This is a genomic window from Pseudomonas syringae pv. tomato str. DC3000, from assembly GCF_000007805.1.
GTDB lineage: Bacteria > Pseudomonadota > Gammaproteobacteria > Pseudomonadales > Pseudomonadaceae > Aquipseudomonas > Aquipseudomonas avellanae.
This window is the reverse complement of sequence record NC_004578.1, coordinates 6,295,089-6,317,753: the sequence shown is the minus strand read 5'-3', so window position 1 is coordinate 6,317,753 and position 22,665 is coordinate 6,295,089. Positions and strand designations below refer to the sequence as shown.

At 60.9% G+C, this 22,665-nt stretch carries 17 protein-coding genes; 7 read left to right on the top strand and 10 right to left on the bottom strand.

Annotated features, from left to right (window positions below):
- Nucleotides 1–4 precede the first annotated feature (4 nt).
- Entirely contained in the window at nucleotides 5–1,351 is a 1,347-nt protein-coding gene (locus tag PSPTO_RS28720) for a hypothetical protein (RefSeq protein ID WP_011105556.1), read from the bottom strand.
- Between the two features lies 1 nt (nucleotide 1,352).
- Nucleotides 1,353–2,654, bottom strand: coding sequence for a membrane protein (locus PSPTO_RS28715; RefSeq protein WP_011105555.1), 1,302 nt, complete (start codon nucleotides 2,652–2,654; stop codon nucleotides 1,353–1,355).
- A 260-nt stretch (nucleotides 2,655–2,914) separates the two neighbouring features.
- Between PSPTO_RS28715 and tnpB the strand changes: the two genes are divergently transcribed.
- Both tnpB and PSPTO_RS28705 read left to right on the top strand, forming a co-directional pair.
- Nucleotides 2,915–3,274 (top strand): IS66 family insertion sequence element accessory protein TnpB, encoded by a 360-nt coding sequence (tnpB, locus tag PSPTO_RS28710; protein ID WP_003409203.1) that lies wholly within the window; start codon nucleotides 2,915–2,917, stop codon nucleotides 3,272–3,274.
- A 17-nt stretch (nucleotides 3,275–3,291) separates the two neighbouring features.
- Nucleotides 3,292–4,845: an IS66-like element ISPsy5 family transposase gene (locus tag PSPTO_RS28705; RefSeq protein WP_003409202.1), complete on the top strand. Its 1,554-nt coding sequence runs from the start codon at nucleotides 3,292–3,294 to the stop codon at nucleotides 4,843–4,845.
- Nucleotides 4,846–5,318: 473 nt separating this feature from the next.
- Here PSPTO_RS28705 and PSPTO_RS28700 read toward each other — a convergent pair whose 3' ends face one another.
- The 7 genes from PSPTO_RS28700 to PSPTO_RS28670 all read right to left on the bottom strand — a co-directional run bounded on the left by PSPTO_RS28700 (nucleotide 5,319) and on the right by PSPTO_RS28670 (nucleotide 13,136).
- The gene (locus tag PSPTO_RS28700; RefSeq protein WP_005768286.1) at nucleotides 5,319–6,938 is read right to left on the bottom strand and encodes a glucan biosynthesis protein D; all 1,620 of its coding nucleotides are present in this window, start codon (nucleotides 6,936–6,938) and stop codon (nucleotides 5,319–5,321) included.
- 401 nt (nucleotides 6,939–7,339) lie between these two features.
- Nucleotides 7,340–8,269, bottom strand: coding sequence for a phosphatidate cytidylyltransferase (locus tag PSPTO_RS28695; RefSeq protein ID WP_011105554.1), 930 nt, complete (start codon nucleotides 8,267–8,269; stop codon nucleotides 7,340–7,342).
- A complete protein-coding gene (locus PSPTO_RS28690) occupies nucleotides 8,269–8,889 on the bottom strand; it encodes a lysophospholipid acyltransferase family protein (RefSeq protein ID WP_011105553.1) in 621 nt (206 codons plus the stop codon). Before PSPTO_RS28690 ends, PSPTO_RS28695 begins: the two co-directional genes overlap by 1 nt.
- 8 nt (nucleotides 8,890–8,897) lie before the next feature.
- On the bottom strand, nucleotides 8,898–9,353 hold the full coding sequence (locus PSPTO_RS28685) for a hypothetical protein (protein WP_011105552.1): 456 nt from the start codon (nucleotides 9,351–9,353) through the stop codon (nucleotides 8,898–8,900).
- A 23-nt stretch (nucleotides 9,354–9,376) separates the two neighbouring features.
- Nucleotides 9,377–10,732, bottom strand: a complete 1,356-nt coding sequence (locus PSPTO_RS28680) for a phosphatase PAP2/dual specificity phosphatase family protein (protein WP_011105551.1) — start codon at nucleotides 10,730–10,732, stop codon at nucleotides 9,377–9,379.
- Nucleotides 10,729–12,486: a bifunctional alpha/beta hydrolase/class I SAM-dependent methyltransferase gene (locus PSPTO_RS28675; RefSeq protein ID WP_011105550.1), complete on the bottom strand. Its 1,758-nt coding sequence runs from the start codon at nucleotides 12,484–12,486 to the stop codon at nucleotides 10,729–10,731. The genes PSPTO_RS28680 and PSPTO_RS28675 overlap by 4 nt, the downstream gene beginning before the upstream one ends.
- 32 nt (nucleotides 12,487–12,518) lie before the next feature.
- The gene (locus tag PSPTO_RS28670) at nucleotides 12,519–13,136 is read right to left on the bottom strand and encodes a CDP-alcohol phosphatidyltransferase family protein (protein WP_011105549.1); all 618 of its coding nucleotides are present in this window, start codon (nucleotides 13,134–13,136) and stop codon (nucleotides 12,519–12,521) included.
- 342 nt (nucleotides 13,137–13,478) lie between these two features.
- Here PSPTO_RS28670 and hflK (PSPTO_RS28665) point away from each other — a divergent pair, with 342 nt between their 5' ends.
- From hflK (PSPTO_RS28665) to PSPTO_RS28650, 4 genes are read left to right on the top strand one after another with little or no spacing between them, the layout of a single operon-like run.
- Entirely contained in the window at nucleotides 13,479–15,425 is a 1,947-nt protein-coding gene (gene hflK / locus PSPTO_RS28665) for a protease modulator HflK (RefSeq protein WP_011105548.1), read from the top strand.
- Between the two features lie 11 nt (nucleotides 15,426–15,436).
- A complete protein-coding gene (gene hflC, locus PSPTO_RS28660) occupies nucleotides 15,437–16,474 on the top strand; it encodes a protease modulator HflC (RefSeq protein ID WP_005768300.1) in 1,038 nt (345 codons plus the stop codon).
- Nucleotides 16,471–17,541 (top strand): protease modulator HflK, encoded by a 1,071-nt coding sequence (gene hflK, locus PSPTO_RS28655; protein ID WP_011105547.1) that lies wholly within the window; start codon nucleotides 16,471–16,473, stop codon nucleotides 17,539–17,541. The genes hflC and hflK (PSPTO_RS28655) overlap by 4 nt, the downstream gene beginning before the upstream one ends.
- A complete protein-coding gene (locus PSPTO_RS28650) occupies nucleotides 17,538–19,463 on the top strand; it encodes a cation-translocating P-type ATPase (protein ID WP_005768304.1) in 1,926 nt (641 codons plus the stop codon). The genes hflK (PSPTO_RS28655) and PSPTO_RS28650 overlap by 4 nt, the downstream gene beginning before the upstream one ends.
- A 1,042-nt stretch (nucleotides 19,464–20,505) precedes the next feature.
- On the opposite strand, the gene cls is transcribed toward PSPTO_RS28650, so the two are convergent.
- Nucleotides 20,506–21,945, bottom strand: coding sequence for a cardiolipin synthase (cls, locus tag PSPTO_RS28645; protein WP_005768306.1), 1,440 nt, complete (start codon nucleotides 21,943–21,945; stop codon nucleotides 20,506–20,508).
- A gap of 172 nt (nucleotides 21,946–22,117) precedes the next feature.
- On the opposite strand from cls, the gene PSPTO_RS28640 reads away from it, so the two are divergent.
- Nucleotides 22,118–22,639, top strand: coding sequence for a DUF3617 domain-containing protein (locus PSPTO_RS28640; protein WP_003378325.1), 522 nt, complete (start codon nucleotides 22,118–22,120; stop codon nucleotides 22,637–22,639).
- Nucleotides 22,640–22,665: the final 26 nt, after the last annotated feature.

The window sequence follows — 22,665 nt, the reverse complement described above, 5'->3', positions numbered from 1 at the left end:
TTGGTTAAGCGGGCGGTGGAAAAGCAGATTCGGCGGCTGGCAGCTCACGGCTCAGCCGAATGATCCTGGGGAAATCGCTCAGGCTGATCGAGGCTGAACAGTGATCGTCATGACACGCCCACAACTGATCGCTGTTGACCTGGCCGCGCTCGGCGTTAGTGGTATTGATCAGCCGTACAGGGCCGCTCATGGGGTGTTTGCTGGTCACCTGAATGTCTCGCGGTTTGCCGATGGCCCACGCCACCAGCACGCGCTCGTCGCCCTTGTCGAAATACAGCTGATAGAGGTCCTGCGTCAGCGTGCTGGCCTGAACGTCATAGGTGAAGTCGCGAACCACCGGCGCTATCGCCTTCATCATGGTGTAGGCGGGCTTGGGCGACAGGTCTTCATTGAGCAAGCCGAAGTTGTGCTCCTGATCGCGGCGGTCCGGCCCGTCGTTATAAAGGTCGTACCACCACATGCCTTTGACATTGGGCACCGTGCGGGCCAGAAAGTAGAGACGCGCCATGTACAGCGCCTGAGTGGTTTCGCTCTTGCCACACGCACCCTGATGGCTTGGCCAGCCTGTTTCGGTCAGATAGATCGGCACGGCGCGGCCCGCCTTTTGGCGAATATGCTGCTCGTAACCGGCTAGCCAGCGCACCCAGGCTTCCGGGGTGTTGCCATCGTTGGCGGCACAATGGGCATAAGGGTGTACGGAAAGACCATCGACCAGATCCAGCGCGCCGCTTTCGATCAACGGGTCAGCGAAACCTGAATCCATGCCGCCAGGCGTCACTGCACCGGCCAGAATCTTCGCCTGTGGACCGATGGCATTGCGCGTGTTCTTGCGAATCACCGGCGCGGTTTTCTGTACCAGCCTGACGTAGTCCAGGGCAAGTTGACGGTCCTTGGGGGCTTCGAGGTCCCACTCATTCCAGATTTCGTAAAAACTCACCCGATTGCCCAACTGCCGCGTGACGTAATCGACGTAATTCAGAAAGGGTTTCATCACCTTCTGTGTACGGGGCTTGGCGTTGTCGTGGAAGTACGTGCTGTAACCGAGGATCGCCACCCGGCTCAAGTTGCGGTCCTGGGCGGTTCGCAGGTAATTGCGCCATTGCGGGGTGATCCGCAGGTGATAGGGAGCAAACTCTGCGGTGGACCAGAAAATATCGTCCCTGACCGAGTTGAAACCGGCCTCGGCAGTGAGCATCAGCGGTTTGTGCAAGGGGCGGTTGTAATTCATCAGGTGCGTACCGACGCCCACGATGAAAGCAGGTTCGGCATGAACAGCCGGAGCACTGCTCAGGCAAGCGAGCAGTGCCAGGCACGCTATGGTGCGGCACGAAAATGCGTTCAGGGCGGCCATCTCAGCGTGGCTCCGCATGCGTGATCAACTGCAGCGCGGGAGAGTGGCCTTGTGAGGCGACTGCTTTACTGCGGGCAATGGCATAGCCAATCGCCAGACCGACAAACAGGTTGGCGACCGCAACCTCGAACATGTCGGTGGTCCAACTGATCAGGCACCAGCAAAAACTGATGGCCAGCAGCATGCGGCCGACGCGGGTCGGGTCATCGAGCAGTCTGAAAAGCAGCGGAATCTGCAGCCCATACAAGAGCAGTCCGACCACGCCCAGCATCGCCCACAGGTACAGGGCGGAGCTGTCCATGCCTAAAAATACGCCGCTACCTTGTACCGGGAAGATGGCCATCGTGCTGCCGACCATGCCGAAGCCTGCCCCGCTGATCATCCAGCCTTCACGGCTCATGGCGTCGATCAGCGTGGGCCAGGTGTTGATCAGCCGGTCGTAAAGCGAGGCCAGCGAGCCGCCGCTGCTCACGGTGTGGGCATCAGGACTCAAGATCAGACCCAGCGTCGGCAGCAGCAAACCGATGCACACCACCAGCACGCAGAGCGTCCTGCAGGTCCAGCTCATTCGCTGGATCAGCAACAGGCCGATGGTCAGGGCAAATGCTGCGGCCGGCGCTTTACTGGTGGTCAGCACGATAGCGTAAAGCGCCACCACGCTCAGCAATACCCTCAGCAGACGCGAGCGCAGGAACATGAGCAGGTACAGCGCGTAGAAGGCGATCATGATCGACAGCACGTTGGACACCCTGGCAAACCCGGCAATGCGGTCCACCTGGTCGTCGCTCCATGTGGTGTTGGCGCTCAGCTCGGTTTCACCGAGGGTGTAGCTGTAGCCTTTCCACGGCACTGACGTTGATGTGTCCAGAGCCACGCCCAGCAGCGAGGCCAGCAGGCAAAAACCGATCGCCCATTGCAACAGCGTGCGGCGATGCAGCAGGTGCTTGCCGCAGACCAGCCCGAACAGCAGCGGGCTCAAGGCAAACAGACTGAACGCCAGGTTGTGGATACTGGCGCGATGGAGCATCGCCAGCAGGCCTGAGATCAGCCATAGAATCATGAACGCCCAGAACAGCCGCCCGGCCTTGAACGTGCGCAGTTCGAGGATGAACAACAGGATGCAGGCGGCTTTGGGCAGATAGAGCAGGGGGCTGATGCCGGCCTGATCGAAATAGAAGCGCAGGGCACCTGAAAACGTCTCGACCAGCATCAGGCTGATAGCGACCCATGTCACTGCAGTGGATGTATCAAAGGAAATCATCGACGACCTGGCGTCGGCACTGCTCGCAGGATTGAACGCCATGCTGGCTGCCTTCTGATATGCATCAGGGAAATTACGCGGACAAAGCTACCGCCCGACGCTGTGGATAAACGCGTCGATACGAATGAGCCTGGGAGGTGAAGCGAAGTCTGGAGCGAATGCTCGCAACGGCGTGACAAGACGTATATCAGTCGCAGATCGGGGAACTGTCAATTAATTGTATCCGATCCACGAACCCCACATTTCAAGCCACTGGCTGACGCCTGATGCTGTGCTCCCGTTTTCTTTCAGGAGCCAGCACCATGATGCGACCCGACGCCAAAGTCGAGAAAGTCTACCTCTATCCCAAACCCGTGGATTTCAGAAAATCCATCGATGGCTTAGCTGCTTTGGTCGAGTTGGATATTAAAGTGGCGGTCTTTGATCCGGTGCTCTTTGTCTTTCTCAACAAATCCCGGAATCGAGTGAAGATTTTGTATTGGGAGCGTAACGGCTTCTGCCTTTGGCTCAAGCGTCTCGAGTCCGAGCGTTTCAAAATCTCGCCAGATGATGTCGACGAAGCCATTGTGCTGACGGTTCAGGAATTGAATTGGCTGCTGGATGGATTTGATCTGTGGCGCAACCGTCCTCATAAGATTTTGACTCCAAGGTTTGTTGCCTGACGGGTATAATCCAGGGCATGCGACCATTGCCCGACAACCTTCCTGACGATCCCGTATTGCTCAAACAGATGCTGCTTGAGAGCTACGAAGCACGCTCGCGCGAACAGGAAGTTAAAGACGCCTACGCCACTCACATCGTTGATCTCAAAGAGCAGATCAAGCTGCTGCGTGACCGTATTTTTGGTCGAAAGTCCGAACAAACCGTCGAGCCTAATACCCCTCAACTTGCCTTGTTCAATGAACCTGAAAGCGAGCCTATGCTCCCGGTCGGCGATGCTGATGAGGAAGTAGTTGCTCCTGCGCCACGCCGTGGCAAGCGCAAGCCACTGTCGGCTGATCTGCCGCGCATTGAAGTCATCCACGAGCTGCCCGAACACGAACTGACCTGTGCCTGCGGTTGCCGCAAGCATGTCGTCAGCGAGGAAACCAGCGAGCAACTGGATATCGTGCCGATGCAGATTCGGGTGATCAAACACATCCGCAAAGTCTACGGCTGTCGTGGCTGTGAGTCGGCACCGGTCACAGCCGGCAAGCCTGCGCAGTTGATTGAAAAGAGCATGGCCAGCCCCAGCGTGTTGGCCATGCTGCTGACCACCAAGTATGTCGACGGCTTGCCGCTGCATCGTTTTGAAACGGTGCTAAGCCGACATGGCATAGAAATCCCGCGTCAAACGTTGGCCCGCTGGATTATCCAGTGCGGCGAACATTTGCAGCCGCTGTTAAATCTGATGCGTGATCGATTGCTGGAAAGCCCGGTCATCCACTGTGACGAAACCCGCGTTCAGGTACTGAAAGAACCAGATCGAGACCCGACCAGCCAATCCTGGATGTGGGTACAGGCCAGCGGGCCTCCAGATCATAAAGTCGTATTGTTCGACTACACTTCCAGCCGCGCGCAGGACGTACCGTTACGGCTGCTGGAAAGTTATCGCGGCTATGTGATGACTGATGATTACGCGGGCTATAACGCGCTGGCGTTACAACCGGGCGTGGAGCGCTTGGCGTGTATGGCCCATGCGCGGCGCAAATTTGTCGAAGCACAAAAAGTGCAACCTAAGGGCAAGACCGGGCGTGCCGATATCGCGCTGACGATGATCAATAAGCTGTACGGTATCGAGCGCGAATTGAAAGACGGCAGCGACGAACAGCGCTTTACCGGTCGGCAGGAGAAAAGCCTGCCAATCTTGGCTCAGTTGAAAAGCTGGCTGGATAAAACTCAGTCCCACGTGACGCCGCAAAGCGTGCTGGGCAAGGCAGTTGGTTATCTGGCGAATAACTGGAGTCGGCTGAAGCGTTACGTGGAAGCCGGCTTTTTACCGATCGACAACAACCCGGCAGAGCGCGCAATAAAGCCGTTTGTTATTGGGCGCAAAGCCTGGCTGTTCAGCGACACGCCTAAAGGCGCCACCGCCAGTGCACAGATCTATAGCTTGGTCGAGACCGCCAAGGTCAACGGCCAGGAGCCCTATACGTGGCTGCGCCACGTACTGGAGAGGTTGCCACTTGCGCAGTCGGTGGCCGACTATGAGGCGTTGCTGCCGTGGAACTGCTCACCGGAAATGCCAAGATAAACGGAAGCCGCATCTGATGGTAGGTGTGGTTGGTGGATCGCTTACAATTAATTAGTCAGGATTAGTGGATATCCGGTAGAGCACTCGGCTTTTCTAGAAGCGGACCGGGCGACGTTTCGCTTGTCCACGATCTGCCGGGAACCGGTAGCAAAACCAGCCGCCTCGATGCACCAGATACAACCGATGCGGCCTGTTTTGGGGCCGCTTCGCAGCCCTTCGCGGACAAGTCCGCTCCTACGCCCTGCGGGCAGAAACGCTTTGCGCGGCAGCGGGCCGGGCGGCGCTTCGCTTTTGTGGGAGCGGACTTGTCCGCGAACTGCCGGGAACCGGCAGTAAAACCTACCGCCGCGGTGCAGCAGATACAACCGAGGCGGCCTGTTTTAGGGCCGCTTCGCAGCCCTTCGCGGACAAGTCCGCTCCTTGCCCTGCGGGCAGAAGCCCGTTCTCCGGGCCTCTCAGGAGGAACCCCCGCCTTACGGGTACTTGCGCTTGTCCAGTGCTGGCGGGAAGTACTGGTACATCCAGGTCTCGCTCAGCGTCCGGTCGCCGGTACGGATGAACATGCGCATTTCCACCGGATCGACCGAGTCGCTGTCCGGCACCCAGTCAAAGGTGATGCGATAACCCTTGATGTCCGGCAGCACGAGGATGTTGAAGTCCTGCACCTTGCCATGAGAAACGGTGACGATAGGCTCGATGCCCGTGCCTTCCGGCAAGCGATCCAGACCGCCGCCGTTGAAGTCCACCGCAAAGCGGCGTGCCCAGGTTTTCGGGTAATGCTCGCCCGGTGCCCAGCCTTCGAGGAAACCGCCCATGCCGGAACGTGTGGCGTGGACCTGAGCCAGCGGCGTGCTCACCGGCGGCAGCGGGCTCCAGAACAGCTTGTAGCCGTAATTCAACGAATCCCCGGCCTTGACCGGCGTCTTCGGTGTCCAGAACACCACGATGTTGTCCATCGTCTCGCCGGTGGTCGGCAATTCCAGCAGGCTGACTTCGCCTTCACCCCACGCTGTGATCGGTTCGACCCACAGGCTTGGACGACGGCTGTACCAGACCACGGTGTCCTGATAGCTGGAGAATTCGTGATCGCTTTGCACCAGACCGAAGCCTTTCGGGTCTTTGTCGGCGAACGCGCTGAATTGCGGTTTGGCCGGGTTGTTCAACGGGCGGCAGATCCACTCGCCGTTACCGCGCCACATCGACAGGCGATCGGAGTCGTGAATTTGCGGGTGGATGGTGTCGCACATGCGCCGTTCGTGGGTGCCGCAACTGAACATGCTGGTCATCGGCGAAATACCCAGTTGCTGGATATCGGTACGCGCATTGATGTGCGCATCGATTTCCATGACCACCTGACCGGCCTGGCAGTCGATGTCGAAACGGTAAGCGCCGGTGGCGCTGGGCGAGTCGAGCAGCGCGTACACCACAAAGCGCGTGGCATTCTTGTCCGGTGTTTCAAACCAGAACTTGGTGAAATCGGGGAATTCTTCCTGACGCTTGGCATAACTGTCGATAGCCAGGCCGCGGGCCGACAGGCCATATTGCTTGTTGCTGTCCACGGCCCGGAAATAACTGGCACCGAGGAACGAAACGACGTCGTTGATGGCGATTTCGGGCGCCTTGAACAACTTGAAGCCGGCAAAGCCCAGGTCGCCTTTGACCAGGTTCTTGTCGATGCCGCTGCTTTCGTAATTGAACAGGTCATGGCGGAAATGCACTTCCCGCGCCTGCTTGTTCTGCGGGTCGACGCTGTACATGCGTACCGGCGTCTTGAAACCCATGCCGACGTGGAAGAAGTGCACATCGAGCTGACCGTTGACGTCTTTCCACAGCGAATGATTGGGGTCGTAGCGAATGGCATTGAATTGCAGCGGCGTCATGTTCGCCAGGACGGGTGGCAGCACTTGCTTGTTGCTCACATAGCCTTTGCCTGCGAGCTTCTTGGCATGGGCTTGCAGCTCTGCAAAATCGAAGTGTTCGATCTCGCCATCGGCTGCTGCGGCCAGTGCTCGCGCAGCATAAAGACCTGAGGCCGATACGCTGCCGTAAGCGGCCAACGCCATGGACGCTTTCAGGAGATTTCTGCGATTCATAAGGGTGAAGCCTCTGAGTAATTCTGTGCGTCCTGCACAAAAAATGGCGCGCCAACGACTCCTTGCCGAACGCAAACTACCCACAACAGATAACAAAGACGAGATCCCGTTCGGAAATCGGCCAAAAAAAAACACGAATCATGCGCAATGAATTCGGCGTCAGGCCTTGAAAACGGACGTTTTTTCAAACGTATTACAGCTGTCCGATCACGCTCGTGGCCGCTTGGCACAAGGCCTGCGAGGGAGTCGGGTGCGCGAAAGTCATCAGGGCAGTAGCGTGCCTGGCCGTCGAGCGCTGCATTTGCCACGCAATATTCAGCAATCATTTTGCTGGCGCGTATTCGTGGCAAATGCCTGTCGGCCCCCCTACAGGCGACCGATTTTGCAGATCGCAGGCGCCCTCAGGTCCACCAGTAACGCACCAGATGGAAGAAAATCGGCGCGGCAAAACAGACCGAGTCCAGCCGATCAAGCATGCCGCCGTGGCCTTCGATCATGTGGCCCCAGTCTTTCACGCCGCGGTCACGCTTGATGGCGGACATGACAATGCCCCCTGCAAACCCCAGCAGGTTGATCAGCAGTGCGATCAGGACGCCCTGCCAGGCATTGAACGGGGTTATCCACCACAGCGCGCCGCCAATCAACGAGGCGAGGGCGATGCCGCCCAGAAAGCCTTCGACGGTCTTCGATGGCGACAGGTTGGGCGCGATCTTGCGTTTGCCGAACAACTTGCCGCACACGTATTGCAGCACATCGGAGATCTGCACCACGATCACCAGCCAGGCGATCAGCAACAGGTTGCGGCCCTCGTAGCCGGCGATCTCCAGGGTCAGCAGGGCGGGCACGTAGGAGACGCAGAACACCGCGATCATCAAGCCCCACTGCACTTTCGAGGCGCGCTCCAGGAAGTGCTTACTGTCGCCGCCCAGCGAGGCCAGAATCGGCAGCAGCAGGAACACATAGACCGGAATGAAGATCGAGAACAGCCCGTACCAGTTAATCGCAATCAGCACGTACTGCAACGGCAGCGCCAGGTAAAACGCCGCCACCAAGGCCGGGTAATCGCTGCGCCGGGTCGGCGTCAGGGTCAGGAACTCGCGCAGGGCGTAGAACGAAACAGCGTAGAACAGCAGGATGACCGCGCCCTGACCCAGCCAGAAGGCGAAGCCGATCACCAGCACCATCACCCACCAGGCATTGATGCGCGCGTTGAGGTTGTCGATAACCGAGTTGGGTCCGCCAGCCCTGCGCTTGAGCACATAGCCGATCAGCGAGGCGAGCAGCAGAACGATGCCGATGCCCATGAACAACAGTTGAGTCTGGTTATCCATTACAGCGGCTCCGGTGCCAGGGCCAGCAGCGCGTCACGGCTGCGGGTGAGGAATTGCTCTTTGCTTTCTTCGCTGTCCAGACGCAGAGGCGCGCCGAAACTGGTGGTGCATAGCAGGGGCAACGGCAACATGCGGCCTTTGGGCATGACCCGGTTGAGGTTGGCAATCCACACGGGCACTAGGTCGACCTGTGGATAACTCTGCGCCAAGTGATAAAGCCCGCTTTTGAAGGGCAGTAAGCCGTCTTCCGGGTTGCGCGTGCCCTCAGGGAAAAAAATCAGCGAGTCGCCGTTTTCCAGTGCTTCGAGCATCGGTTGCAGCGGGTTGCTTTCCGGCGTGCTGCGCTTGCGATCCACCAGCACACCGTTGAACACGCGGTTGATGATGTAGCGCCGCAACGGGCTGGTCTGCCAGTAATCGGCGCCGGCAACCGGCCTGGCGGTCTTGCGCAGCGCAGGAGGCAGCGAGGCCCAGAGCAGCACGAAGTCGCCGTGGCTGCTGTGATTGGCAAAGTAGATCCGTTGCCGCAGCTCAGGCGTGCAACCCAGCCATAAGCTGCGTGCACCGGTGATGCTGCGCGCGCCTGCGGTGATGATCGTGGCGACCAGAGGTTCGAACATGAAAATTCCTATAGGGCAAAGGACAGCCAGGGAAAGAGAAAGATGAAACCGACCAGCCAGAACAGCTGAAGCGCGATGTACCCGACCTGCACGCGCAGTTGCCGCAGCGCGCCCTGCCTGCGCAGCGTCCAGTCGCGACCGCCTTTATCCACAGGCTGCAAACCCAGCTCGCTGAGGGTCTGGTCAAGTTCCAGAGTGCGATCAGCCAGTTGGCTGGGCTGACTGGCCATGATCTGAAACAGGTCTGCGTCGAAAGCGACCCGGAATGCCTTGGATTTTGCCAGCAGCCCGGTCAGCACCATGACCACGATCCACACCGCCAACAAAGTGCTGAGTGGCGTTATCCACAACTGTGCGAGCCCTGCCGCAAGGCTCAACAGCAACAGCCCTGTGGACAGATAGTCCAGCGATTTACCCCGACGCAGCAGGCTGGCGGTGACCAAGAGGTGCATTTCTGGTGACATAAGCCGTCCGTCCTGTGGATAAACTATCGCGCGCCAATAGGCAGAGTGCTTGTGTGAATGACATCGCGGTTACGCAGCACATCCGCCAGAACCTGAAGATGTCCTTCACGCAGAACCACGCCAGGCCTTGCTGCCCTGATCAGCGCCGCCGCGTTATCCACCGACGTTGCCCTGCCTGAATAAAGCAGCCACGCCGCTACTGCCGTAGCACTGCGCGAGTAACCCAGTGCGCAGCAGACCAGCAAAGGCCCATGCTGGCGCAGGTTTTCGATGGCTTTTGCCGCGCGCAGGCAATTGTCTATATCGGGCGGGATCAGGTCGATTGCAGCGACCTGTTGATAACTTCGCGTGCCCGGATTGATTGGCAGCTCGGCGCACATATCCACAATCGCCTGAAACGGCTGCATCTGTTGTTCACTGGGCAATCGACCCAGCCATACGTTATCCACAACCTGATCCGGATCGGGCCGCTTTTTTGTCCACAGCCGCGAGTTTATCCACGCGCCGAGTACGTATGGGCCAAGCAACCAGTAAGCGGCAGCGGACAATCGCCCGTCGGCACGTTTCTGAAAACCGGCTGCATCGAACAGCAGGTAATTGAGCGCCACCAGCAGCAACGAGAGTGCCGGCCACGCCAACCACAACCCGCCACCAGCGAGCGCAAATGCAGGGATCGCCAGCAAAGCAGCGCCCATGCTGTAGTAAAGCGCCAGCCTGAGCCGTTTGGGATGTCGCGTCAGGCGCGCCGCCAGCAATGGGCTACGGCCCTCATCCGGCCACAGCCAGACACAGAACCAGCCGGCCAGTGCGCCTGTGGGCAAGTCAACGAAGTGGTGCTGCCAAGTGGTTAATACCGACAGGCCGATCAGGGCAAACCAGCTGTGCAGCAGCCAGCGCCACGCGACATGAAAGTGCCGAGCGTAGCGGTCGTAACACACCCACAGCACCACCAGCAGGGCGATGTGCAGGGACGGTGCCTGATTGAACGGCTTGTCGAAGCCTGCCAGCACCGCGAACAGCCAGCCGAAGATGCCGTCCAGTTCCGGACGCTCGAAGGTAAAGCGCAGCGGCCAGAGCAAAAAGCAGGTAACGGCGATGAGTTGCGCGCTGAACAGGCGCAAGGCATGCGTGTCCAGTTGCCGACGGGTCAGGCAGGCCAGCAGGGAAAAACCGTAAAGCAGGTCGATGGACCAATAAGGCAAGATGGTCCAGGCCCAGAACGGCATGTGTGCTTCCCAGTCGAACACCAGGCTGCCGACGTCGGTGCGCTGCGCCGTATACCAGGTGGCAAAGCCGTAACTGGCGAAAAAGAACGGCGCGAGTAACACCAGCCAGACGACCGCTCTTTTCCACAGGCCGCGCTCGCGTACCGCACTCACTGGATGCGCTGCGCGAGGGACACAGTGAAAATCCCCCATTCATCCACACGCTGGGTGATCTTGCGAAAGCCTGCGGCTTCCACCAGTTGGTCCATCTCTGACTGACTGCGACGGCGCATTACCCAGGCCTGGCCTTCGCGATGGCTGGTCAGGGCGCGGGCGATCAGCTCCAGTTGCGGGTGCCACGGCTGCCCGGTGTACACCAGATAACCGCCCGGTTCGACGGCTGCCGCCAGCCCGGCCAGCGAATCGCCGACCATCTGGTTGCTGGAAAACAACTCGTACAGCCCCGACACCACCGCCAGCGTCGGTTTGGGGTCCAGCGTCGCCAGGTCGTTGCGGTCAAAGGCATCGCCCTTGACGAAGCGCGCGATGTCTTCCAGATCTTTCTGCTCTATCAGCAGGCTGCCGTCGCGCACATTGATGTCGCTGTAGTCGCGCAGCAGAATGGATTCCGGCAGCGGCTCTACGCCCCGCAACGACTCCAGAATGTAGCGCCCGTGCCCGGCGGCGATGTCCACGATGCGTACCGGTTTGCCCTGATTGCGCAAATGCGCCATGGCCAGGCGCAGCAGTTCTTCGGCATGCAGCTTGCGTTGGCGAATGCCACGCCAGCCGATCGATTGCAGGTAGTTCTTGTCGATCATGCGACCCAGCGCGCCTTTGCCGGCGGGTCGGTTGCGATAGACGTAATCAAGCGTGCTGCCAGAATCGAAACCAGTGTCGAAACCCAGTTTCACCCCTGTGGATAACTTGCTGCCAAGGCGCATGCTGGCGTGGGTCATGCGCCAGTACAGGTCGCGCAACGAATTGTGCGGCAACGGCGCGGCCAGCTCTTCGGACTCCGCACAGGTTGCGCCCAGCCGGTCAGCGTCCAGCAACGACGGGCGGTGCATCGGCGTTTCAAAACTCTGCAAAACAAAGCGCCGCGCGCGGCTCAGCGCCAAGTGACGGTCGCGCTCGCCCAACGTGTCGTGGAAGAACCCTGGCAGGATGTGTTTCTCCTTGCGCAAGCTGCCCAGTTGTTCGAAAAAACGCTCCTGCGGCGCGCGATGCACGACGAAATCCGAGCCGGAAATCAGCAATTGGGTCGGGATCTGGATCGCCTGGGCATCGGCAACCACACGGTCGGCGGCTTCATACAGGCCCAGCAGTACATTCACTGAAATGGCCTTGGTGATCAGCGGGTCGCTGTCGTAGGACGCGATACGTTGCGGATCGTGGCTCAGGAAGCGCGCCTTGACGTAGCTGTTGACGAAGAAATTGCCCTTGAACCTGCGCAGCAGCGCCAGCCCCGTGCGGGCGAAAGGTACGTACAGCTTGACCTTGAAGGCGGGGGAGGCGAGGACCAGTGCGCGGATCTTCGGTGCGTAGTCGTGCGCCCATGTCGCTGCAATGACGGCGCCTACGCTTTGCGCGATCACCGCCATGTTCTCTTCGGCAATATCAAACGTGACGCGCAGGTGATCGACGAAGGTCTGCACGTCGCGAACGCTGGTCGCAAAGCTCGGGCTGTCACCACGGGCCCCGGGCGACTGGCCGTGACCGCGGGCATCCCAGGCGAAAAAATCAAAGCCTGGCAGGTCCAGTTCATCAACCAGATGCGCAATTCGCCCGGAATGCTCGTGGCCGCGATGAAACAGCAACACCGCTTGCCGTGGCGCACCGGGCGTCGGGTGTGCAACAGGCCAGTGGCGGTAGAACAGCTCCACGCCATCGTGGGTGGTGAAGCGCTGATCATTCACATCACGCATTGCGACTTCCTTATGCCAGTACGATGTTTTGATTATTGCTGGGAGGAGGGTGCTTCACTCAGGCCGCGCCGCACGCGGTTGAACAGGGTGTACACCAGCAGCGCACAGACGAGGAGCAGAATCACGTTTATCCACAGGGCGGGCAGCCAGCCAATGGCGACGCCTGCGCCGAGCACGCCGAAGACCAGTGCGCGGTCGCTTTTGCCCATCGGGCCGTCGTAGCGTCGTGATGCACCGTCCATCGGGCCGAGCACGCCTGCGTATTCGCTGAAAATCGCCAGCAGGGTCACCAGCAGCACCAGGCCCGGGCTGACATCGACAAGCAGCGCAAAAGGCAGAAACAGCGCGCTGTCGGCGATGACATCGGTCAGTTCGTTGAGGTACGCGCCAAGCCGGGACTTCTGGCCGAACTCGCGGGCCAGCATGCCGTCGATGGCATTGAGCGCCATGCGCACGATCATCCACGCAGGGATCAGTGCAAACACCCAGTAATGCGGGATCGCCATGGCCACGACGGCACCGATCAGCACTGAGATGGCGCACGCCGCGAGCGTGACTTGATTGGCTGTTATGCCGCGCTCGTACAGGCGCTGAACGAGCGGGCGCAACAGATTTTGAAAGCGCGGTTTGAGCTGGTAGATAGAAATCAACGCAAGAGCATCCGTGTCTGTGGATAACTACAACGCTCAGCGCCCTTTGCAGCGGCGCGGGCCGAGGCGCTAGTGAAACATAATGTGACCGGTACTACGTAACAGTGTTTGTGCGACAGGTCTCAATGCGCAGACGATTCTGCCGCCAAATGCTTGAGTGGACGGACATTTCGCGGCGCTCCACGTCGCAAATCTGCGCTGCACCCCCTACGCTGGACCAATGCGAAACCTGACGAAAGTTTCACTCTGCGTGTTATATCGTAACGCTATGATGCGGCGGCATTGATAGAAGCCGATATGGGGCTCTCTACAGGGCAATATTCAGCGGGTTCCGGGGTAGTGATGCGGGTTGATTTGGGTGAGCACGCAGACCTCGAAGGTCTGCCGCGTTTTCAGATGGCAGTGCAGCAGGTTCGGCGTCTCGGGCGACTGATGTATGTGACCGGCGGGTTGGCGGCGTTCGCGCTGCTGCTGGCGCTGTCCATTGATCTGTTTTCGCCAGGCTCATTGTGGATGGCAGTGCTGGGTAATGCGGCGGCGGCCTTGCTGTTGCTCAGCGCAGGCTTGCAGTCGGCACGGCACGTGGCGCTTTGGCGGGCCCGCGCATGGGGCGCACCTGCCCGCGGAGAGTCTCCTGAAACCGCAGCAACGCCTGATGAAACCGGCTGGTACGAGCGTCTGCTCGCCCGGTTAAGCGACGCAGGTCAGTCGATGGTCAGTTACATCGGCAGCTCGACCCTGTGGCTTGGCGGGTGGGCATTGCTGGCGCTGATCATCATCCGCGCCTTCTGGAACCTGACCCTGCTCGGCACTGACCTTTCGGCGCCGGGCAGTCTGGTCGGTGGCATCATGCTGCTGTTGGCGTTCGGCCTGCTGGTTATCGAGCGGCAACTGAGCAGCGAGCCAGAAGGCCAGTCGCCAGAAGCCGGCCCGCTCGCGCAACTGGTGCGCATGACCCTCATCGTTCTGCTGATCGGCGCGCTGTGCCTGTTCTTCTCCAGTGCGGACAGAGTCTGGCCTGCACGGCTGGCAGTATTGATCGGCCTGCTGCCGCTGGGCGTTGCGCTGGAGTTTGTGTTGCGTGCGGGCCTGTCGGTGTTCAGCCCGCGCACTGCGCTTGTCGAGCCGCGCCTGCTGGCGAGCAGCTTCGTCGCCGACCTGCTGCGCTGGCCGCCACGTCCGCTGCTGGCCTTGCAGCACGAACTGCACAATCGTTTTGGCATCGACCTGCGTCAGATCTGGGCCTTCACCTACATGCGTCGCGCCTTTTTGCCGGTGCTGGCAGTCGTTGCGGCGCTGGGCTGGGCGTTGAGCGGCGTGCACGAAGTGCCGATGCAGGGGCGCGGCATCTACGAGCGTTTCGGCAAACCGGTCGAGGTGTTCGGGCCAGGCTTGCATGCAGGATTGCCTTGGCCGTTCGGCCGGGTTCTGGCGGTGGAAAACGGTGTAGTGCATGAGCTGGCGACCAGTGTGTCTGCTGCCGACGCCGCCGAGCAGAGCCTGGACCCTGCCGAAGGACCGCCGCCCAACAGCGCCAACCGCCTGTGGGACGCCAGCCACATCAACGAAAAATCTCAAGTGATCGCCAGCAGCGCAGGCGACAAGCAGAGCTTTCAGATCGTCAACATGGACGTGCGCTTCGTCTATCGCATCGGTCTGACGGATTCGGCAGCCATGGCCTCGACCTACAACAGCGCCGACATTCCCGCGCTGATCCGCAGCACCGCCAGCCGCGTGCTGGTGCACGATTTTGCCTCACGTACCCTTGATGAGCTGCTCGGCGAGCAACGCAGCGGCCTGGCCGACGATATCGGCAAGGCTGTGCAGGCTGACTTGCAGCGCCTGGACAGCGGTGTCGAGCTGCTCGCCACCGTGGTCGAAGCGATCCACCCGCCGGCCGGTGCCGCCAACGCCTATCACGCCGTGCAGGCTGCGCAGATCGGTGCTCAGGCGTTGATTGCGCGCGAGCGCGGTGCCGCCAGTGACAAGGCCAACCAGGCTCAGCTCAACGCCAGCGTTGCCCGCGATCAGGCCAGCGCCGGAGCCCGGGAAGTGCTGGCCACCGCACAAGGTGCAGACCTGCGTTTCAGTGCCGAGCGCCAGGCTTACGCCAAGGCAGGGCAGGCGTTTCTGCTCGAGCAATACCTGGCCCGCCTCACCGAGGGCCTGGGCAATGCGAAGTTGCTGATACTCGACCACCGACTGGGCGGCGACAACGCGCCAACCATCGACCTGCGTTCGTTCACCCCACCGGCAGACCCAACGGCGCCGCGTAAAGCCGTTCAGTAAGGAGTCGTCCCTTGAGTCTGTTCCATCATCATCACGATCACAGCGACCACGATAGCCACGCCAGTCATGGGCATGGCGGTCATGGTCATCATCACCACCATCACGCAGCGACCGGGCCGTCGGTGTTCCCCTGGCGGCGAGCGAGCCTGGCTGCGCTGCTGATTGCCTTTGCCATCGCCGCGGCCAGCCTGGTGCAGGTGCGTTCTGGCGAGGCAACGGTGGTCACCCGTTTTGGCAATCCGTCGCGTGTGCTGCTCGACCCCGGCTTGAACTGGCGCTGGCCTGCGCCGTTCGAGGCGACCATTCCGGTGGACCTGCGCCTGCGTACCACCTCCAGTGGCTTGCAGGATGTCGGCACCCGCGACGGCCTGCGCATCATCGTTCAAGCCTACGTGGCGTGGCAGGTGCAGGGCGACGCTGACAACGTGCAGCGTTTCATGCGTGCGGTACAAAACCAGCCTGACGAAGCGGCGCGGCAGATCCGTACCTTTGTCGGTTCTGCGCTGGAGACCACGGCGAGCAGCTTTGACCTGTCCAGTCTGGTGAACACCGACGCCAGCAAAGTGAACATCACTGCGTTCGAAAACCAGCTGCGTCAGCAGATTGATCAGCAACTGCTGGCGACGTATGGCGTTCGTGTTCTGCAAGTGGGCGTCGAGCGACTGACCCTGCCGTCGGTGACGCTCAACGCGACCGTGGACCGCATGCGTGCCGAGCGCGAAACCATCGCCACCGAGCGCACCGCCGTGGGCAAGCGTGAAGCGGCGCAGATACGTTCGGCCGCCGAGCGTGATGCGCGTATCGTCGAAGCCGATGCCACGGTCAAAGCCGCTGATATCGAGGCGCAGTCGCGTGTCGAAGCCGCGCAGATCTACGGCCGCGCTTACGCCGGTTCGCCACAGCTGTACAACCTGCTGCGCTCGCTGGACACATTGGGCACCATCGTGACGCCGGGCACCCGACTGATTTTGCGCACCGATGCTGCGCCATTCCGTGTGCTGGTGGACGGCCCGCCGACGCTGGACGGCAAGGGTGGAACACAACCATGAGCGAAGCGGCTGACCAACCCGTGGCGCAACGACCGCCCGTGAACAGCCCGTGGCTGCAGGCCAGCCGTCTGGCGTTCATCGGGTTGTATGGCGTGACACTGCTGGCCGCGCTTGGCTGGGTAACGTCCAACGTGCGCCAGATCGATCCGCAGAACCGTGCCGTGGTGATGCGCTTCGGTGCGCTCGAGCGGGTTCAAAACGCGGGTTTGCTGACCGCCTGGCCGCAACCTTTCGAGCACGTGGTGCTGCTGCCCTCGGCGGATCGAGTGATCGAGCGGCGCGTGGAAACCCTGCTGCGTTCGCCCGCTGCGTTGAAAGCGGATGAAATCGTGACCCTGTCGGCACCGATGAGCGATGCACTGGCAGGTTCGGGTTTTCTACTGACCGGCGATGCCGGGGTCGTGCAGCTGGACGTCACGGTGTTCTACAAAGTGACTGACCCCAATGCCTTCGTGTTGCAGGGCGATCATGTGTTGCCCGCGCTGGACCGGCTGGTCAATCGCAGCGCGGTGGCACTCACCGCTGCGCGGGATCTGGACACTATTCTGGTGGCCCGGCCCGAGCTGATCGGCGCAGACAGTCAGGCGGCCGAACGCCGCGAGCGACTGCGTGGCGATCTGGTGCGCGGCATCAATCAACGTCTGGCCGAGCTCAACGCGACGGGGATGGGCATTGGCGTCGAGGTGGCGCGGGTGGACGTGCAGTCGAGTCTGCCGAAGGCCGCGGTCAATGCGTTCAATGCCGTGTTGACTGCCAGCCAGCAAGCGGATCAAGCGGTGGCCAACGCACGCACTGAGGCCGAGAAGCTGACCCAGACCGCCAATCAACAAGCCGACCGAACCCTGCAGGTGGCGCATGCCCAGGCCTCTGAACGGCTGGCCAAGGCCCAAGCCGCTACGGCGACGGTCGTCAGCCTGTCAGAGTCGGCGCAGAACCGCAGCGATCCTGGCCTCATGCAACGCCTTTATCGAGAACGTGTGCCGGGTATTCTGCACCAGGCAGGTTCGGTCACCACCGTCGATCCGCGAGACGATTCCCGCCTGATTATCCAGGGAGCACCGCAATGAGTGGCGAAGCCGTTCACACCCACGACGCTGTTCACTCAGAAGCGGCCGGCAGCCTGTTGAGCAACGCAGAACAGCGCAGCGCGGCCCGGCAACTGACGCTGGCGATGTTGGCATTGGGCCTGCTGGGGCTGGGTCTGATCTGGCGCTTCATCGCCCCGGAGCAGAACGGCGTCAGTCAGTTGCTGCTGGGTGCGGCTTCACTGTTGGTGGCCATCCCGGTGATCAGCGCCGGTTGGCACAGCCTGCGGCATCCAAGCCTGCACGGCATCACCGACCAGTTGATTGCGCTGGCCATGCTCGGTGCCTGGGCCACCGGCGACTTGATGACCGCGGCACTGCTGCCGATCATCATGATCTTCGGCCACGTGCTGGAAGAACGCAGCGTGATTGGCTCGCAGGAAGCCATCGAAGCGCTGGGTCGTCTGACCCGCAGTCAGGCTCGGTTGCTGAGCGCGGACGGGAGCATTCTTGAGGTCGACAACACCACACTGAAACCCGGCGACCAGGTTGAAGTGCGCGCCGGCGATCGGGTCCCGGCAGACGGTCGGGTGCTGTTCGGTCAGGCCAGCCTGGACACGTCGTCGATTACCGGTGAGTCAGTGCCGCTGGAAGCCAGTGTCGGCATTGAAGTGTTTGGCGGTGCGATCAATCTGGATGGCCTGCTGCGTATCGAAGTGACCCGCATCGGCGATCAGTCCACGCTGGGCAAGGTCATCGCGCTGATGCAGAGCGCCGAACGCTCCAAACCGCCCATCACCCGCCTGCTGGAACGCTACGCAGGCAGTTACATGGTGCTTGTGTTGCTGATCGCGGCGCTGACCTGGTTCATCACCCAAGATGCGCAGGCAATGCTCGCTGTGCTGGTGGCGGCCTGTCCGTGCGCGCTGGTGCTCTCGGCTCCGGCAACGGCCATCGCCGGCATTGCCGTCGCGGCACGGCACGGCATCTTGATCCGCAGTTCAGCGTTTCTTGAAGAGCTGGCTGACTTGAACTCGCTGGTTGTGGATAAAACCGGCACGCTGACCTACGGTCGTCTGCGTTTGCAGTCGGTACAGGCCCAGGGTGCAGAACATCCACAACTGCTGGAGTTGGCGGCAAGCCTGGGCTCGGCCAGCAGTCACCCGGTCAGTCGGGCATTGGCCGGGCTTGTGGATAATAGCCGCCTGCTACCGTTGACCGATACTCGTGAGCGCCAGGGGCTGGGAGTGCTGGCGGCGACTGAGCACGGCGATGCCGCACTGGGCCGACCTGAGTTGTTTGAACAACTGGGGATTGTCACGCCGCAGGTACCGGCACACGACGGCCCGCTGGCCGGGCTGTCGCTGGACGGTGTATTTCTGGCTTGGCTGCTGCTGGCCGACAGCGTCAAGCCCGAAGCCCAGGCCGCGCTGCTTGAACTGCGCGAGCTGGGCATGGGGCGGCAGTTATTGCTGACCGGTGATCGGCAAAGCGTGGCCGATAACCTGGCGCGTGATATCGGCATCGCTGATGTGCATGCGCAGGCGTTGCCGGAAGACAAGCTCAACCGGGTGATGGGCGAAATCGCCAGCGGCTTCCGGCCGATGGTGGTCGGCGACGGGGTCAACGATTCGCTGGCCCTCAAGGCGGGGGTAGTCGGCGTCGCGATGGGGGCGGGCGGGGCCGACATCGCGCTGGCGTCTGCCGACATCGTCCTGATCGGCAGCGACCTGCGCCGCCTGGGCACCTGTGTACGACTCAGCCGCCAGTGTCGCCAGACCTTGCAGGTCAACGTGATCATCGGCCTGGGCTGGACGCTGGCCATCGTGGCCCTGGCCGCCTTTGGCCTGCTAGGCGCCGCTGGCGCGATGGTCGCCGCCATTTTGCACAACCTCAGCACCTTATTGGTGTTGGGCAATGCCGGGCGTCTGTTGCGCTTTCAGGAGCCGTTGATGAAGCTGTAGGTGCGTTGTGCGTCACTTCTCGCTCCAGCTCGGTACGTAAGTTATGAAGCCCGGAAAGTGCGGATTCTGCCGCGGACCGGGCGACGCTTCGCTTGTCCGCGAACTGCCGGGAACCGGCAGCAAAACAGGTAAGCACGGTGCACCCGGTAAAATCAAGGTGGCCTGTTCTAGGGCCGCTTCGCAACCCTTCGCGGACAAGTCCGCTCCCACGCCCTCCGGGCAGAAGCGCGTTGTGTGTGCGGACCGGGTGAAGCTTCGCTTGTCCGGGATTTCTCGCTTTCTGTAGGAGCGGACTTGTCCGCGAACTGCCGGGAACCGGCAGCAAAAAGGTAAGCACGGTGCACCCGGTAAAATCAAGGTGGCCTGTTCTAGGGCCGCTTCGCAACCCTTCGCGGACAAGTCCGCTCCCACGCCCTCCGGGCAGAAGCGCGTTGTGTGTGCGGACCGGGCGAAGCTTCGCTTGTCCGGGATTTCTCGCTTTCTGTAGGAGCGGACTTGTCCGCGAACTGCCGGGAACCGGCAGCAAAACAGGTAAGCACGGTGCACCCGGTAAAATCAAGGTGGCCTGTTCTAGGGCCGCTTCGCAACCCTTCGCGGACAAGTCCGCTCCCACGCCCTCCGGGCAGAAGCGCGTTGTGTGTGCGGACCGGGCGAAGCTTCGCTTGTCCGCGAACTGCCGGGAACCGGCAGCAAAACAGGTAAGCACGGTGCACCCGGTAAAATCAAGGTGGCCTGTTCTAGGGCCGCTTCGCAACCCTTCGCGGACAAGTCCGCTCCCACGCCCTCCGGGCAGAAGCGCGTTGTGTGTGCGGACCGGGCGAAGCTTCGCTTGTCCGGGATTTCTCGCTTTCTGTAGGAGCGGACTTGTCCGCGATCTGCCGGGCACCGGCAGCAAAACAGGTAAGCACGGTGCACCCGGTAAAATCAAGGTGGCCTGTTTTTGGGCCGCTTCGCAACCCTTAGCGGACAAGTCCGCACGCCCTCCGGGCAGAAGCCTCGTTTTCGGGGACTTGAGGAGTTGTGTATAACTTCCAGTGCAGTCTCACAAAATCGGCGAGATCAGCCTGGCTACGCGCATGCCGAGCTGATGCAGGCGTCGGGTTTCATGGCTTTCCTGCAGGGATATTTCGCGCGCCGCAGCGAAGTCGGCGGTGAGCATGGCCTCGACCTGGCTGGAGAAGTCGCTGTCGACGGTGAGCAGCATCAGTTCGAAGTTGAGTCGGAACGAGCGGTTGTCGAGGTTGGCGCTGCCGATGGCGGTGATGTCGTTGTCGACCAGCACCACCTTCTGATGCAGAAAGCCCGGCTCGTAGCGAAACACTCGCACACCCGCACGGACGGCATCAAAGGCATAAAGGCTGGAGGCGGCGTAGACCACGTAATGGTCTGGGCGCGAGGGCAGTAGCAGGCGCACGTCCACACCGCGCAGGACCGCCAGGGTCAGCGCGGCGCTCACGGCCTCGTCAGGGATGAAATAGGGGCTGGTGATCCATACGCGTTCTTCGGCAGCATGAATGGCTTCGACGAAAAACAGTGAACAGGTTTCCTGGGCATCGGCCGGCCCGCTGGTCAGCAACTGGCACAGCACGCCGTCCTCGGGAAACTCGTCGGGCAGGCTAAGCGGCGGTAGTTCGCGGGTGGCCCAGAACCAGTCTTCGGCGAACGATTCCTGCAAGCAGGCGACCACCGGGCCGATGACTTCCACGTGTGTATCGCGCCAAGGCGCCAGCGGCGGTTTCAGGCCCATGTATTCATCGCCCACGTTATGCCCGCCGATGTAACCTTTCAGGCCGTCGACCACCACGATCTTGCGATGGTTGCGAAAGTTGATCTGGAAGCGGTTGAGCCACCCGCCGCGCGTGGCAAAGGCTTTTATCTGCACACCACCGTCGCGCAACGTGTCGATGTAGGCGCCCGGCAATGCATGGCTGCCGATGCGGTCGTACAGCACAAAAATCGCCACGCCCTGGGCGGCTTTTTCCAGCAGCAGCGTTTGCAACTGGCGGCCGAGGTTGTCGTCATGAATGATGAAGAACTGAATCAGGATCGTCTGTTTCGCTTCGCGGATTGCCTGGAAAATCGCGCCGAACGTCTCTTCGCCATTGATCAGCAGCCTGACCTTGTTGTTGGCCAGCGCCGGCATGTTCCCCAGCCTGGGCATTGCACGCAACGCCGCGTAGGCGTCTGATCGGCGTGCGGCTACGGCTTCTTCTATCCAGGGCCGCCAGTTGAGGCTGCCGATCGCTGCGCGCATCTCCTTGTTGGCCTCACGGCGGGCCTTGATATACGCGTCGAACGAGCTGCGTCCGAATATCAGATAAGGCAGCAAGGTGAAGTAGGGGATGAACAGCAACGGCATCGCCCAGGCGATCGCGCCTTGGGAGGTGCGCACCGTCAGCAGCGCATGGATGGCGGCACCTGTGCCCAGCAGGTGAATGAAACCGAGGACATAACCGAAAAAGTACGGGTCGTGATAATCCATGTGGAACAATGCTCCTCGCTTTGCTCCCTAACAGACCACAGCTGAACAGGAATGTCGCTATTTTATTCCCGCTGCAACTGGGCGGCGCTTGTGTCGTCTAAGGCTTATCTTTCGGCTGAACTATCGTTCCAGCCCTGTGTGTATCTGCAACTGCCCGATCAGGAATCTCGAAATGAACAAACGCATGTTGGCTTGGATGTTTTGTCTGGCTACCCCCTTGGCTCAAGCGCAGATGCTGCAACCAGGTCTGTGGGAGCTGACGTCGAGCAATATGAAGGTGGACGGCCAGCAGCTACCGGATATGCAGTTGATGCTGGGGCAACTGCAAAACCTGCCGCCTGAGCAGCGCGCCATGATGGAACAGATGATGAAGAAGCAGGGCGTCTCGCTCGGCGGCAAGGGCGTGCGGGCTTGCCTGACTCAGGCGCAGGTGCAATCGGACGATATCCCGCTGACTGATCCGGCTTCCGGTTGCACGCAAAAGATTACCGCGCGCAATGGCAAGACCTGGAACTTCCAGTTCTCGTGCCCGAAAGCGCAAGGTACAGGGCAAGCCCAGTTCCTCAGTGATCGTGAATTCACCACCAAAGTGGTGGGCACGTTCAACGCTACTGGCCAGCAACAGAACGGCAGCATGGACACCCGTTCCGTTTGGTTGGGCCCGCAGTGTGGCAATGTTGCTCCGCGTACCTGATTAAATTCATGGAGTTATGTTCCACG